This window comes from Thermosyntropha lipolytica DSM 11003, from assembly GCF_900129805.1.
GTDB classification, from domain to species: domain Bacteria; phylum Bacillota; class Syntrophomonadia; order Syntrophomonadales; family Syntrophomonadaceae; genus Thermosyntropha; species Thermosyntropha lipolytica.
The window spans coordinates 26,592-41,313 of sequence record NZ_FQWY01000019.1; the positions used below are offsets into that span (position 1 = coordinate 26,592).

Consider the following 14,722-nt stretch of genomic DNA (forward strand, 5'->3'; position numbering starts at 1 on the left):
CCCCCTTATTTACGAAAACTTCTTAAACATCTCTTTATTTGGAAATAAGGGAATTAATTACAAAACTAGCCAGTAAAAGGCCGGCTACCGAAGGAACATAACTTATGCTCCCTAACCTGGTTTCGCCGTTATAATCATTCTTAACCGGCTCTTCTTCGGAATATACAACGGGTAACCCTTTGAAGATGCCTTCTTTTCTAAGCTCGCGCCTTATCTTTCTAGCCATAGGGCAGATTCGGGTTTGGCTGATATCACCAATCTTTAAAAACTGGGGATTAAGCCGGTTAGCAGTTCCCATAGAACTTACAATAGGTATTTTATTCCCCAAACAGGTTTTAATGAGGTGAAGCTTATCGGGCAGAGAATCAATAGCATCTATAACATAATCCAGCGTACCCTTTAATATCTCACTACTTGTATCTTCATTATAGGGCAGGGATATGATCCTTAAATTAACGTCCGGATTTATATCTTTTATTCTCTCCCCCATCACCTCTACCTTAAGCCGGCCCAGAGTAGAAGTTAAAGCCGGGAGCTGCCGGTTTATGTTGCTCTCTACCACCTTATCATGGTCAACCAGGATTATATTCCCTACTCCTGCCCGGGCCACCGCTTCTGCTGCATAAGAACCTACCCCGCCCAGGCCAATCACCATTACGGAAGCTTTTGCTATTTTTTCCATATTCTCTTTGCCAATAAGCAGTTCGGTACGTGTAAAATAACCTGGCATATTCTTCCCTCACACCGCATAAATAAAAAACCCCACCGAGCCGTGATAAGTCGTAGTTTAAACCCCAAATACCAGGTGGGTGCCCTCCTGTATACTTTATGGTTCCCCCTTATCAGGGGCTTCCATGCCATATACAGAGTCCAGGCTCCCTTTGTCTTTGTGTTGGCAAAAACTTACGACTTCTCACGCACACAGCAGGGATGCTGTCTAATTCTCTTTTGCTAGTTACATAATACCATATAGCAAGGCTTTCTTCAATAAACCCCGGCTGTAATTGCGAGGTATTTTGTCAAAATTTTGCTAATTTTCTCTTACTTTTATGTGCAACTCCCTTAACTGCTTGGGTGTAACCGGAGAAGGAGCATTAGTTAAGGGACAGGAAGCGCTCTGGGTTTTAGGAAATGCTATAACATCCCTTATGGTATTTCTTTTCGCCATAATCATCACCAGACGGTCAATGCCGAAAGCTATTCCTCCATGGGGCGGAGTCCCATATTCAAAAGCATCCAGCATAAAACCGAATTTTTCACGCACTTCTTCCTGGTTCAGCCCTAAAAGAGCAAACATTCTTTCCTGTACGTCCCGGCGGTGAATCCTTATACTTCCTCCTCCAATTTCCGTGCCGTTAAGCACCAGATCATAAGCCCTGGCCTTTACTTTTTCCGGACTCTTTTCCAGAATATCCAGGTCTTCCAGCCGGGGCGAGGTAAAGGGATGATGTACAGCTACATACCTTTTTTCTTCTTCATCATATTCCAGAAGCGGGAAATCTATTACCCACACAAAACTGAGCTTATCTTCATCAATGAGGTTAAGCCTTTTAGCCAGCTCTAAGCGCAAGGTTCCCAATACCCGGCATACAACTTCCTCGCTATCAGCACTGAAAAGCAAAAGGTCTCCTGGCTGAGCATCCAGCGCTTTTAAAATACCTGCCATCTGTTCTTCCGTAAAAAACTTGGTTATAGGTGATTTAAGCTCATTTTCCGTTACGACTATCCAGGCCAGGCCTTTAGCTCCACAGGCAAGTGCTATTTTAGTTAAATCATCAATTTCCTTGCGGGAAAAACTTCCACAGGTTTTAGCATTTAAAGCCCTCACTACCCCTCCTGACTCGATTGCCGCCGAGAAAACCTTAAACTCAACCTCTCTTACCAGTTCGGTTATATCCACAATTTCCAGAGCAAAGCGAAGATCTGGACGATCTGAGCCATACTTTTTCATAGCTTCATCATAGCTAATCCTGGGGAAAGGGGTAGCAAGTTTCTTCCCTATTCCCGCTTCAAAAATCCTTGCCATCATTTCTTCTACCAGACTAAAAATATCTTCCTCATCAATAAAAGACATTTCCATATCCAGCTGGGTAAATTCAGGTTGCCGGTCAGCCCTTAAATCCTCATCCCTAAAGCACCTGGCTATCTGGAAATATTTTTCCATACCGGCTACCATCAAAAGCTGTTTAAAAATCTGCGGTGACTGGGGGAGAGCAAAAAACTCGCCCGGATGCACGCGGCTCGGCACCAGATAATCCCTAGCCCCTTCCGGAGTGCTTTTCGTAAGTATAGGGGTTTCTATTTCAATAAAACCCCGGCTGTCCAGATAATCGCGGATAGTCTTAACTACCCGGTGTCTTAAGAGCAGGTTATCACGCATTTCCGGGCGCCTTAAGTCCAGATAGCGGTATTTAAGCCTTAAGTTTTCATCTACATCTATGCCATTCTCAATATAAAAAGGCGGAGTTTTGGCTGAACTTAAGACTTCCATTTTTTCAACATAAATCTCAATCTTTCCTGTCTTTAAATTAGGATTTTCCGTAGCTTCCGGCCTTCGGCAGACCTTACCCTTTACCGCAATAACATATTCATTTCTTACCTTTTCCGCTAAGCGAAAAGCTTCTTCATTCACTTCCGGACTGAAAACAATCTGAATTATCCCGGAACGGTCCCTCAGATCGATAAAAATAAGCCCTCCATGGTCCCTTCTCGTATCCACCCAGCCATTTAAAACAACTTCCTGTCCTATATGCTCAACATCAAGTTCAGTCGCGCTGTGAGTTCTCTTCATTAACCCTTTTCCTCCTAACTTATGCTTTTATATGCCTCTTTATGAAATCTATAAGTTCCCTGTGGCCTACCTGGTATTGTTCTTTGCTAATCATATCTCTTACGGTTACAAAACTATTTTTAACTTCATCTTCTCCCAGTAAAATCGCCATCTTTACTCCCAGCTTATCGGCATGCTTCATCTGCCCCTTGGGGCTTTTTCCGGTATAATCTTTATCTGCCTTTATTCCTGCCCGGCGCAGATCAGTCAGTATTTTTACCCCTATATCCTCATACTGTCTGTCCATAACGGCAACAAAAACATCAACTATGCCTGCCTTTTCTTCTTCTCCCTCTGCCAGAGCCAAAAGCAGCCTTTCCATCCCTAAAGCAAATCCTACTCCGCCTATATCAGGGCCTCCACATGCTTTTACCAGGCCATTATACCTGCCGCCTCCACCTACAGCACTCTGCGCACCAATCCCTGGTATATGTACCTCAAAAGCGGTATTGGTGTAATAATCAAGGCCCCGTACCAGATTATCATCATGTATGTATGATACCTGGTTATCACTCAAGGCTTTGCGTACCTCAGCATAATGCTCCCGGCACTCATCGCATAAACTGTCATAAAGGACAGGATAACCTTTTATGGCAGCATGACATGCTTCATTTTTGCAATCCAAAACCCGCAGGGGATTTTTTTCATAACGGCCCTGGCAGTCAGGACACAAAAGATCCTTAACCGGCTTAATATGGGAAATAAGCTTTTCTCTGTATGCTCTGCGACATTTCGGACACCCTACCGAATTCAGATGCAGCTCATAATCTTTAAGCCCTAACCTGTGTAAAATTTCTACCAGTAAAATAATTACTTCCGCATCCATGTAAGGGCTTAAGCTGCCAAAAGCTTCTACCCCAAATTGGTGAAACTGCCTGTACCTTCCCGTTTCCGGGCGGTCATAGCGGAACATAGGCCCCATATAATACCACTTAACAGGTAGAAGCCCGCTGTAAGCACTATGTTCGATCAAAGCCCGGGCACAGGAAGCAGTTCCTTCCGGCCTTAGAGTTAAGCTGCGTTCTGATTTGTCAGCAAAAGTATACATTTCTTTGCTTACAATATCCGTGCTTTCTCCTACCCCTCTCTCAAACAGTTCAGTATGTTCAAAAATAGGGGTCCTTATTTCCCGGTAGCCAAAAACTTCTGCTGTTTCCCGCAATATTTTCTCTAAATAATGCCACTTTGAAGACTGAGGGGGTAAAATGTCATAAGTCCCCCGGGGAACTTTTATCTGCATTCCTTATCCTCCAAGATCAAGTTATTCCTTGATAATTCTAATTTAAGCATTTTAGCTTGTCAACTTTGCGATTTACCAGGGCAAAAACCCCATCACAGTAGGCCTGGGGATTTTTAGGGTTATAAAGAGAACTCAATGTCCAATCAGCTGGATTTACAAATTTACTGGCTGCTCCTCCCCCTAAACCGATGATAGTCTGCCTTTCCTCTATCATCTGGATATTATATAAACAAAACCTGCCCGGTTTGGAAAATCCGGTATTTTCCATGCTGGCCTGCATATACTTCTGCCGGTACAGATAATACGGAACATAACCTGCACCGGTAAGAGTTTCCCAAAAATAAGCTACCCCCTGACTCACCTCAGCTATTCTGGCAGCATCAGTACCTTTTCTGCCTTCTTCAGCCATTTTGGCTCCTCTTTTTACCGCCAGGGTATGGACAGTCACATTTTCCGGTTCTAAAGATAAAATTTCCCTTGCTGTGTGCATATTTTGTCTTAAATTTTCTCCTGGCAAACCTATGATTACATCCATATTTATATTGGTTATGCCTATGGCACGGGCATCATTATAAGCCTGTATCACCCCTTTCACATCATGATTTCTTCCTATTGCTCTTAAAGTAGCATCACACATAGATTGAGGATTAATGCAGACCCTGTTTACTCCTGCCCCCTGCAAAATCTTAAGTTTCGACCTGGTCAGAGTATCAGGTCTGCCCGCCTCTACAGTAATTTCTGCAATATTATCCAGGATAAAATTATCATGCAGCACAATAAATAGATTCTCCAGGTCAGATTCAGAAAGTACTGTAGGGGTGCCTCCACCTATATAAATGGTCTGCACTTTAATATTTTGGCTGCGCAAAAAATTCCCTATCCCTTCTATTTCATACTTTAAGGCCTGCATAAAAGGAGGTATCTCAAGGGCATAATCCTTGAGCACCGCCCCGGGAAAAGAACAATAATAACAGCGGGTAGGACAAAAAGGTATCCCGATATATAAGCTTACCAGTTTATATGCCTCTTCCCGGGTGAGAAGATAAGGCCGGTTACGGCAAGCCACCTCTACCAGAATTTTTGCCTTATCATCTGTCAGCAAATACTCATCTTTTAATATTGACTCTATTTTTTCCCTATCATAATTAAGGTCCAAAAGCCGGTGTACTAGTTTTACCGGCCTTACTCCGGTAAGTATGCCGTAGGCATTCACCTTCTTCCCTAAATGCCTGAATAAAAGCTCAAAGATAAAAATCCGGGCTATTTTATGCATTTCATTATGCCCATCTTCACTTTTTAACGGGTAAAAATGGCTAAAATCCGTCTTTTTTTCTCCTTCTTCAATCTCTCCGGTGAAAAATAAGCCTCCCTTTTTTTCCTCACTCTTTATCCTTATTACTACTTCAGCCTCCGGGCAAAACTTCATGGTAACACGGGCATCGGGATAACCCATGCGTACAAGTTCATGCATATAGTCATACAAATTTTCCGGTGCAAGCTCCATGTAAATAAACATCCTTTTTCCTCCTATCCCTGCTGTACATACCTAGAAACTTGATTTCCCGGCTCTGTTTGCCAAGTTCGGTCAAAATTTCAGGTAGCACAGCATCTTGACCAAGATTATCAAATTCTATGTAGAAAGCAAAACTATCTCTAAGCTTTCCGCTTCTCCTCGATTCAATCTTACAAAGATTTATACCCCGACGGGCAAAAACCTCTAAAGCCTGATATAAGGCACCTGGCTTATCAGGGAGGGTAAAAATCAAACTTCCTTTATCCCCTTCATATTGAACTTTATCTCTTCGCCTTACATGGATAAAACGCGTTTGATTACAGGCATTTTCTATCCCCCGGCACAATATATGCATGCCGTAGAGTTCAGCCGCATAGCTGCTGCCAATAGCCACCGCTTTACGCGTTTCCCCTTTTACTATTTGTACAGCCCGGGCGGTACTTCCTGTTATTTCCGTTCTTATATCCGGCAGGTTTTCTTCGATAAAAGTGCTGCACTGCATAAGGGCTGCCGGATGTGATACCAGAAGCTCTAATTCTTCTATCCGGTAGTTATTATTGGCTAAAAGGCATTGTTCAATATCAAGTATAATTTCCCCGTGTATACTGACTTCATAATCATTCAAAGCCTGCATGGTAGAGTCTATGGAACCGGCATAAGAATTATCTATCGGGACCAGGATATCATCTATTTCTCTCTGTATAAGCTGGTCAAAAAGCATCTTTATCGTAGGGGCTACCTTTATTTCCCCAGCTTGCGGCCAGTAAAGAAGAGCCGCATCTTCACTGAAGGTTCCTTTTGGTCCTAATACCGCACACCTCATTTTATCTTAACCTCCTTCCCACCGCTCTGGCTACTTCTTCTAACTCCCGCATCAAACGGCTGAATTCGCGGGGAGTTAAGGATTGTTCACCATCTGATAAGGCTTTCTCCGGCTCGGGATGTACTTCTACCATAATTCCGTCAGCTCCTGCCGCTATGGCCGCTTTCGCCATCGGGATAACCAGGCTCCTTCTGCCGGTAGCATGGCTCGGATCTACCAGAACCGGCAGATGGGAAATCTCTTTTACCAGAGCTACTGCAGATAAATCCAGGGTATTGCGGGTCCAGGGTTCTGAAGTTCTGACTCCCCTTTCACATAGGATAACTTTATCATTTCCACCAGCTAAGATGTACTCAGCAGCCAAAAGCCATTCTTCAATCGTAGCCGCCAGCCCTCGCTTCAAAACTACCGGCTTATTTATCTTTCCTAATTTGCGCAGGAGAGAAAAGTTGTGCATATTGCGGGCCCCTACCTGCAGAATATCTGCATATTCGGCTACTAAAGCTATGTCTTCACTATCCATAACCTCAGTAATTACCGGCATATTCATTTCTTGCCCGATGCGGGCCAGAATCTTAAGGCCGGTTTCTCCTAAACCCTGGAAACTGTACGGGGAAGTACGGGGCTTATAAGCTCCTGCCCTTAAAATCAGAGCCCCAGCAGCTCTTACCTTGAAAGCAGTTTCTTTCAGCATATCCTCATTTTCTACGGCACAGGGACCGGCTACGGCCACTATTTGTTCCTGGCCGATCACACATCCCTTTACTTTAATTACGGTATTCTCTTCTTTATTGCGACGCAAAACCAGCATATCTTTTCCGTATTTAGCTGATAAATTTTTCATAAATAACCACCCTTTCTTCAGAAATATACCTAAAATAAAAACCTCTCATCCCTTTTGAAGGGACGAGAGGTTTGTTCTCCCGCGGTACCACCCTGATTGGCACAAAAGCCCACTCATTAAAAGGATACGGGATAATAACCTATACTAATAAAAAAAGCTTTTCATCCCTATGGGACGAGAAGCTTTACTTCCCGCGGTACCACCCAAATTGCCATACGGCCCGCTTATTATAAGGATACAGGTATTATCCGATATCCCCTCTCTTTTAACGGTGAGAGTTCCGCCACGACCTACTCCCCTCTGTTTCAGCCGGGTGCTCCAAAGTGAACTTCAGTTTGCTTCCTTATAGAGATGCTTCCAGCCCACGGCATCTCCTCTCTGGATAATTCCACAAACCTACTTTACTTCTTCATCGCATTTAACAAGTTATTTACCTGTTATAGTTAAACTATATTATGCCAAATAAAATTAAATTTGTAAAGATCCTTTTATAAAAACGGATTATATTGTCTCTCAAAGCCAATAGTGGTAGCTGGTCCATGTCCCGGATAACATACTACATGGTCATCATAACAGAGCAATTTTTCCTTTATGTTAGTGATAAGCTGCTTGTGAGAACCACCGGGGAAATCAGTCCTTCCTACTGAACCCTGAAACAGGGTATCGCCAACAAAAATAACATCTCCTGTTTTAAGGCATATGCTGCCGGGACTGTGTCCCGGGGTATGAATTACTTCTAACTCGACAGTGTTGCCTATTTTTATTATATCCCCTTCTTTAAGAAGCCTGTCCGCAGGAGGACTTATTACCTTGCCGCCAAATAAAAAGGAAAAATTAGCTACGGCATTGGTAAGCATTTTGGCATCACCTTCATGAATAAGTATTGCGGCTCCCGTAGCCTCTTTTACCCCCCGGTTGCCACCTATATGGTCTACATGCCCATGGGTATTTATTATATAAACTGCCTTCAGCCCTTCCTGTTCCAAAAGATTCACGATAGCCCGCGGATTACCTCCCGGGTCTATAACTGCCACTTCCCTGGTTTCCTCACACCCTACTATATAACAGTTAACCCCTACCGTATTGATCTCTAAACACTTGAGTATCACCCGTTTCTTCCTCCTATCCTCAAAATATTCGCTCACTATCTAAAAGTATAGTACAGGGACCGTCATTTTCGATAAGCACCTGCATACCTGCTCCAAAAACCCCGGTTTCCACCTTTATGCCCATATCCCTTAAAATCTTTACACAGTAGTTAAACAGCTCTTCAGCTCGTTCAGGAATCTCTGCATCGCTAAAACTGGGCCGTCTTCCCTTGCGGGCATCACCGTAGAGAGTAAACTGGCTTACTAAAAGGATTTCCCCTTTTATATCAAGAAGCGAAAGATTCATTTTACCATCTTCATCTTCAAAAATGCGCAAATTAGCTATTTTATCCATCATATACGCGGCATCTTTTTCGCTATCCCCTTTTTTTATCCCCAGTAAAACAGTTAAACCTTTTAAAATCTCACCTTTTACTTCACCTTCTACGGTAACCTTACTGTGATTAGTTCTCTGTACTACAGCTCGCAAACCTTAATCACCTCTTACTTCTCCTGGTAAAACCCTTCTTACTTCTAGAACATCCTTCACTTTTTTAATTCTCTGCATAGCGGCATACAAACGGTTTATATCTTTAATCTCCAGTTTAAGGTTTATCAAAGCTTCATCATTTTTGGTAACCCGGGAATAAACAGAATTAATATGGATTTTCATATCGGCAATTACTGTCATCACATCTGTAGTTAAACGATCACGGTCATAAGCCTTAACTTCAATCTCCACATTAAACATGCCTTTGTCATCTGACCATTCTACTTCGATTATCCGATCAGGTTCATTTTTTAAATAATTTTGCAGGTTGGGACAATCCTGGCGATGTACGGAAACCCCGCGTCCTCTGGTTATATAGCCCAAAACCTTATCTCCCGGGAGGGGATTACAGCAGCGGGCAAGCCTTATAGCTACATCATCTACCCCTTTTATGCGTAAAGCCGCAGCTTCCCGGTTTTTAGCAGTCGTTTTTTGATTAGCATGGGCAATCTCTATTATATCTTCTACCTGCGTAGCCGGGAAAAACAGTTCTTTTTGCCGGTTTATAACCTGATTAGGGGTTATAACTCCATCTCCTACCGCCGCCAGCAGATCATCAGCCGTATTAAAATTAAACTTTTTGGCCACTTCCGTAAGTTTGGCCTCTTTCATCAATTCCTTGGGATCAAGGTGTTTCTTTTTAAGCTCCTTTTCTAAAATATCTCTGCCTTTGATTATATTGCTCTGTTTCTTTTCCCGGTTAAACCACTGTTTTATACGGCTTTTAGCCGTTGAAGTCTTTACAAAGTTAAGCCAGTCATAGGTAGGCCCGGGTGAATGTTTGGAAGTTATAATCTCAACGATATCGCCATTTCCCAAGGGATAATCCAGCGGCACTATGCGGCCATTAACCTTGGCTCCAATACACTGATGTCCTACTTCCGTATGCACACGGTAGGCAAAATCTACCGGGCATGCTCCTTTAGGGAGTTCAATAACAGCCCCTTTGGGAGTAAAAACAAATACCGTATCATCAAAAAGGTCTATCTTAAGGGACTCCATAAATTCACGCGTATCCTTGACATCCTGCTGCCACTCCAGAAGTTGCCTCAGCCAGGAAAGTTTTTCATCAAACTTCCTTTCTTTGGGATTATCACCTTCTTTATACCTCCAGTGGGCAGCTATGCCATATTCAGCCGTTCTGTGCATCTCCCAGGTTCTTATCTGCACCTCAAAAGGTTCGCCACCTTTGCCGATAAGGGTAGTATGGAGGGACTGATACATATTAGGCTTGGGAGTAGCTATATAATCTTTAAATCTTCCCGGCAAAGGCTTCCACATAGTATGGATTATTCCCAAAACCCCATAACAATCCCGTACATCATTTACTATCACCCGGATGGCGATCTTGTCATATATCTCATCAATATCCTTATTCTGCTTGACCATCTTTTTGTATATACTGTAAATATTTTTAGGACGGCCGGCAATATCGGCTTCAATCCCCATTTCATCCAATCTCTGTTTTATTTGCGCAATAAGCTCGTGTACATATTCTTCTCTTTCTTTCCGCTTTTGTTTAAGCCTTTTGGCAATTTCATAATACATTTCTTTATCCAGATAATAAAAAGCTAAATCTTCTAATTCCCATTTAATCTTAAATATCCCTAATCTATGGGCCAAAGGAGCAAAAATTTCCAAGGTTTCCCGGGCAATTTCCTTTTGCTTTTCCTCATTCTGATGATAGTGCAGAGTGCGCATATTATGCAGCCGGTCAGCCAGCTTTATCAAAATAACCCGTATATCTTTAGCCATAGCAATAAACATCTTGCGGAGATTTTCCGCCTGAGCATCTTCTTTCGACTTAAAATCGATACGGCTCAGTTTGGTTACCCCATCAACCAGCAGGGCGATTTCTTCCCCAAATTCATCTACAATATTCAAATAGGTAAGATGAGTATCCTCTATCACATCATGCAGGAGAGCAGCGGCAATAGTTTCTACATCTAGTTCCAGATCAGCCAAAATAAGAGCTACTTCCAGAGGATGAATTATATAAGGTTCCCCGGAAATCCTTTTTTGTCCGGCATGAGCTGCATAGGCACAGTTATAGGCCCTCTCAATCAGTTCAATATCGGCATCAGGATCATATGATTTAACCTTTTCAATTATTTTTTCCGGTCCGATCATTTCTGTTCCTAACATCATTATCACCACGCCAAAGCTCCATTATCCTGCTTTTCCAGTTATAAAAAGCCTTTTTTTCCGCCAGTCCTTCCAGATAATAAGGAGATTCCGCAATATCAACAGTCGCCACTGCAGGCTGCAAAAGCTTTATTTCCATAATACTACCCTTTTTTCTTATTTGACACAAGTCCAAATCACTAAGAATGTGCAAAACAGCAGCCACATCCTGTTTCTTTAAATCCCCATCGGTCAATTTATTTACCTCATGGGTCAACTTTTCCAGTTCCACCTCAAGAACTGCTCCCGGATGTCTGAACAAATAAGTCAATACTGATTTTACTATACCGGCATCAGGATAATGTCGTTTTAAAAAAATATCATGCTCATCTAATTTTTCCTGACTAAATAAAAACACCGGATTTATTTGGTCAGCTGCTGCTATCTGATCCATAACCAGCCTGGTTTCATAAAGGCTTAAAGGCATGTCGGCAAAAACTACTTCATCTAATTCCGCAATAAATCTGCCTGTTCCCCCATCAGTCAACAATACCCCTTCCTCCAGGGCATCAAAAACATGGCGCATATAATCGCGTTTCCTTACATCCTCTTCTCCGGCTTCTATCAGTACATTGGGGATCTTCTCCTGCCAGAGCTTAAGCGTGCTCATTTTATTGGCATACACCAATACCTTTTTTTTCCCGGAGTATCGCCATTTATCTTTCCACTTTATATTGGCAACCATCTGCTCTTCCCAGTTATCATACCCATAATAAATTCCTGCTCCGGCTTTATCATCCATAACTTTTATTATATAAGGCCAATCTTTTACCAGCTTTTTTTTACATATATAATCATACAAAGCCTGAGTCAAGAGAAATATTTTATTTTCATTTTTTATAAGATATTGTAATCTCCTTTTTCTCTCTTCCGGAGCCAGCTTACCATGTATGGCACACAAAACCCCGGGCCTAAAAAACAATTCCAGCTGTAAAGCATGTTTTTTTAACACCCGGTAAGTGGGATAAAGTAAAACTACTGGCTTTCCTTCTTCTATGGGAGATAAAATCCCTGTCCACCACTCCCGTTTATTCAGGTGGGATGAGGCGATATAGGGATTATCAGGCACAAAAGATGGCTTTATTTCTTTAATCTTCAGCTGAATAGTTCTTTCCCCTCTAAAATCATTATATTCCAGATAAAAGACTACATCATGATAACACTTATCCAGCGGAAAATTCATAAATTCAGGTTTGCCAAAAGCTACTGCTGCCAGGTTGCCGGGATTGAGGTTCATTTTAACATGATCCCTGTCCTTGCCTACCAGATAAGCAGAGGTTACCTCCATTTTGCGCGCTATAAAATAAGGGATCTCATTGCCTTCCCCATAAGGCTTTAACTTCTCTATCTCATCTAACAATCTTTCATTTATATCTTCTGGCCTGATTTCACAATCAATTAATAAAACCGGTTTAAGAAGAGCGGCATCTATATTATCCCTGGCCCAGGCAGATAATTTTTCTTTAAAAACCGCAAATTTATCTCTTTCTATAGTAAGCCCGGCTGCCATCTTATGGCCGCCAAAATGAACCAGTTCTGAACGGCAAGAAGCTAAAGCCTCATAAAGATTTATGTCCCCTGTACTCCTTCCCGAACCACGTCCCATCCCTTCTTCCCAGGATATAAGGACAGCAGGCCGGTTATACCTTTCACAGATGCGGGAAGCTACAATCCCTAAAACCCCAGGATGCCAGTTATCACCTGCCACTACAATAATCTTTTCCCTTTCCAGATCCACCTCATTTTCGACCTTTAAAACCACTTCTTTACAGATACAATCCTCCAGGTTTTTGCGCTCATTATTTAGCTGGCAAAGCTTTTCGGCAATCTCCTGGCATGCAGCCTCATCATCGCGCAAAAAAAGCTCTACCGCTAAATCCGCCTTATAGAGCCTTCCTGCCGAATTAATCCGGGGAGCTATGATAAATCCCAGATGCCAGGGAGTAATTTCCTCTTTTTCTCTAAGCCCGGTTTTCTCCAAAAGGGCTTTAAGCCCCCGGTTCCTGGTAGCCGGCATCCTCTTTAAACCTTCTTTTACAATAATCCGGTTATCACCGGTAAGAGGCATAATATCAGCAACTGTAGCTAAAGCAGCCAGCTCTATAAAATGATAAGCCTCTTCTCCAATTAAAGCTTCTGCCAGTTTGAAAACTACTCCTGCCCCGGCCAGATGCATGATATCTTCTTCTTCATCCAGCTTAGGGTTTATTATAGCCTTAGCTTCCGGCAATACCTCAGGGGGAGTGTGATGATCAGTTATTATCATATCCATACCCAGTTGGGCTGCCGTTTCTGCCTCTTTAACTGAAGTTATCCCACAGTCAACACTTATAAGCAGATTATAGCCTTTTTCAGCCAGCTTAATGACTGCTTCTTCATTGAGTCCATAACCTTCACTAAAGCGGTCTGGAATATAATAATCAGCCTTTAAGCCCAACTTTTCCAGACATTTAAGCATTATCACCGTACTGCATATACCATCTACATCATAATCACCATATATGACTACCTTTTCTCCCCGGCTAACCGCCTCCTTTATCCTTAAAACTGCCTGGTTTATACCTTGCATGCGATAAGGAGAAATTAAATCATTCAATCCTCCTGCAAGAAATTTATGTACCTTGGCTTCTTCATCTATTCCCCTCTGGGTAAGCAAAACAGCTAAAGGCCAGGATAAGCCCAATTTATCTTGCAGCTGCCCAGCCTTATGTCGAGAAAAATCCTTTATCTTCCAAACCGTCATCTTATGGTTATTAGCCTCCTTCAAAAAACAAACATCGCCAATTATAAAAAACATTATAACCTAAAATCCCCGTTTTTTATGGATAAATTTCTTTTTTTATAATAAAATTTTGCATATAGTGTATATTTAATTAAGGAGGTTAGCGACAACAAACCATAGTAATACAAAGTGATATAACTTTAATTGGTGATAATAGATGTTATTAAGTATGCAAAAAGTAAAGGATCAGCTGAAGAACAATTATAAACTAGAAAAATGGCAGAAGACTTAATAGCAATAGTCACCTCATTTGCAGCCAGGATTTACGGACAAAGAGGTGATAAAAGGGATGATAACAATACAGACTAAACTTACTTTCCCGAGCAAAGAAGATGAGCGAGCAGTAGCGGATTTAATGAGAAGATGGTCAGCCTGCATGAGATTTGCATACCACAGGCTTCTAGAAGGCAAAACCAGAAACGAACTTAAAAGAGACCTTCAAGGGGTTTTTCACCTGAATTCGAGGTATGCAGATGATGCGATAATAAAGGCAAAAAGCGTTCTTGAGTCATGCAGAGAAAAAGGCGAAAACCCCAGTAAAGTTATTTTCGGCGGCAGGAATTTATTTAAAAAACTCAAGAAACGGCATATAAATGGAAATGAATATAAAAAACTGCAACAAAAATGGCAGGAAAAAAGAAAAGGCCATCTCTACTCAAGAGGAGACAAGACAAAGAAGGGAAATCTCAACACAAGAATTGAAATAGATGAAAATAGTGCTGCACTCAGAATCAACGTAGGAGAAAGTGCGAGACATCTCTGTCCTGAAGAGAGTAATCTTTTCAGGGCAAGTGGGGAGACCCGGATAAGGGCGCGAGTTCCTGTTTCTTGGGACAGGGGCTATGGGAGTGCTTAAATACCGCCTGCT

The 14,722-nt window shown here is 42.2% G+C and carries 11 protein-coding genes, 1 other RNA gene, 1 pseudogene and 1 other annotated feature; of the genes and pseudogenes, 2 read left to right on the forward strand and 11 right to left on the reverse strand.

Annotated elements, in window-relative coordinates; translation table 11 throughout:
- Positions 1-34 precede the first annotated feature (34 nt).
- The 11 genes from BUB92_RS06655 to recJ form a co-directional block, all read right to left on the reverse strand.
- Complete coding sequence (locus BUB92_RS06655) at positions 35-730, reverse strand: tRNA threonylcarbamoyladenosine dehydratase (RefSeq protein ID WP_073091882.1); 696 nt, start codon at positions 728-730, stop codon at positions 35-37.
- A 25-nt stretch (positions 731-755) separates the two neighbouring features.
- Positions 756-934: non-coding RNA, 6S RNA (ssrS, locus tag BUB92_RS06660), on the reverse strand.
- 96 nt (positions 935-1,030) lie between these two features.
- Positions 1,031-2,791 (reverse strand): aspartate--tRNA ligase, encoded by a 1,761-nt coding sequence (gene aspS, locus BUB92_RS06665; RefSeq protein ID WP_073091885.1) that lies wholly within the window; start codon positions 2,789-2,791, stop codon positions 1,031-1,033.
- Between the two features lie 19 nt (positions 2,792-2,810).
- Positions 2,811-4,070 (reverse strand): histidine--tRNA ligase, encoded by a 1,260-nt coding sequence (gene hisS, locus BUB92_RS06670; protein ID WP_073091887.1) that lies wholly within the window; start codon positions 4,068-4,070, stop codon positions 2,811-2,813.
- A 37-nt stretch (positions 4,071-4,107) separates the two neighbouring features.
- A complete protein-coding gene (hemZ, locus tag BUB92_RS06675) occupies positions 4,108-5,586 on the reverse strand; it encodes a coproporphyrinogen dehydrogenase HemZ (protein ID WP_073091889.1) in 1,479 nt (492 codons plus the stop codon).
- Positions 5,546-6,406 (reverse strand): prephenate dehydratase, encoded by an 861-nt coding sequence (gene pheA / locus BUB92_RS06680; RefSeq protein WP_073091892.1) that lies wholly within the window; start codon positions 6,404-6,406, stop codon positions 5,546-5,548. The genes hemZ and pheA overlap by 41 nt, the downstream gene beginning before the upstream one ends.
- A 1-nt stretch (position 6,407) precedes the next feature.
- A complete protein-coding gene (gene aroF, locus BUB92_RS06685) occupies positions 6,408-7,250 on the reverse strand; it encodes a 3-deoxy-7-phosphoheptulonate synthase (protein WP_073091894.1) in 843 nt (280 codons plus the stop codon).
- Between the two features lie 167 nt (positions 7,251-7,417).
- Positions 7,418-7,672, reverse strand: a binding site (T-box leader).
- A gap of 66 nt (positions 7,673-7,738) precedes the next feature.
- Entirely contained in the window at positions 7,739-8,359 is a 621-nt protein-coding gene (locus tag BUB92_RS06690; protein ID WP_073091898.1) for an MBL fold metallo-hydrolase, read from the reverse strand.
- A 19-nt stretch (positions 8,360-8,378) separates the two neighbouring features.
- On the reverse strand, positions 8,379-8,828 hold the full coding sequence (dtd, locus tag BUB92_RS06695; protein WP_073091900.1) for a D-aminoacyl-tRNA deacylase: 450 nt from the start codon (positions 8,826-8,828) through the stop codon (positions 8,379-8,381).
- 3 nt (positions 8,829-8,831) lie between these two features.
- Positions 8,832-11,036, reverse strand: a complete 2,205-nt coding sequence (locus BUB92_RS06700; protein WP_423230201.1) for a RelA/SpoT family protein — start codon at positions 11,034-11,036, stop codon at positions 8,832-8,834.
- Positions 10,993-13,869, reverse strand: coding sequence for a single-stranded-DNA-specific exonuclease RecJ (recJ, locus tag BUB92_RS06705; RefSeq protein ID WP_084728379.1), 2,877 nt, complete (start codon positions 13,867-13,869; stop codon positions 10,993-10,995). Before recJ ends, BUB92_RS06700 begins: the two co-directional genes overlap by 44 nt.
- 195 nt (positions 13,870-14,064) lie before the next feature.
- Between recJ and BUB92_RS11370 the strand changes: the two are divergent.
- Positions 14,065-14,163, forward strand: a pseudogene (locus BUB92_RS11370) (IS607 family transposase); the annotation flags it as partial.
- A complete protein-coding gene (locus BUB92_RS06710; protein ID WP_200774221.1) occupies positions 14,144-14,710 on the forward strand; it encodes a hypothetical protein in 567 nt (188 codons plus the stop codon). The pseudogene BUB92_RS11370 and the gene BUB92_RS06710, both read left to right, overlap by 20 nt.
- Positions 14,711-14,722: the final 12 nt, after the last annotated feature.

Excerpts from the sequence above, each read along its gene's own strand:
- BUB92_RS06710 (WP_200774221.1), top strand. The coding sequence starts at position 14,144 with ATGATAACAATACAGACTAAACTTACTTTCCCGAGCAAAGAAGATGAG.
- hisS (WP_073091887.1), bottom strand. The coding sequence starts at position 4,070 with ATGCAGATAAAAGTTCCCCGGGGGACTTATGACATTTTACCCCCTCAG.
- BUB92_RS06700 (WP_423230201.1), bottom strand. The coding sequence starts at position 11,036 with ATGATGTTAGGAACAGAAATGATCGGACCGGAAAAAATAATTGAAAAG.
- recJ (WP_084728379.1), bottom strand. The coding sequence starts at position 13,869 with ATGTTTTTTATAATTGGCGATGTTTGTTTTTTGAAGGAGGCTAATAAC.
- hemZ (WP_073091889.1), bottom strand. The coding sequence starts at position 5,586 with ATGTTTATTTACATGGAGCTTGCACCGGAAAATTTGTATGACTATATG.
- pheA (WP_073091892.1), bottom strand. The coding sequence starts at position 6,406 with ATGAGGTGTGCGGTATTAGGACCAAAAGGAACCTTCAGTGAAGATGCG.
- aspS (WP_073091885.1), bottom strand. The coding sequence starts at position 2,791 with ATGAAGAGAACTCACAGCGCGACTGAACTTGATGTTGAGCATATAGGA.
- BUB92_RS06655 (WP_073091882.1), bottom strand. The coding sequence starts at position 730 with ATGCCAGGTTATTTTACACGTACCGAACTGCTTATTGGCAAAGAGAAT.
- aroF (WP_073091894.1), bottom strand. The coding sequence starts at position 7,250 with ATGAAAAATTTATCAGCTAAATACGGAAAAGATATGCTGGTTTTGCGT.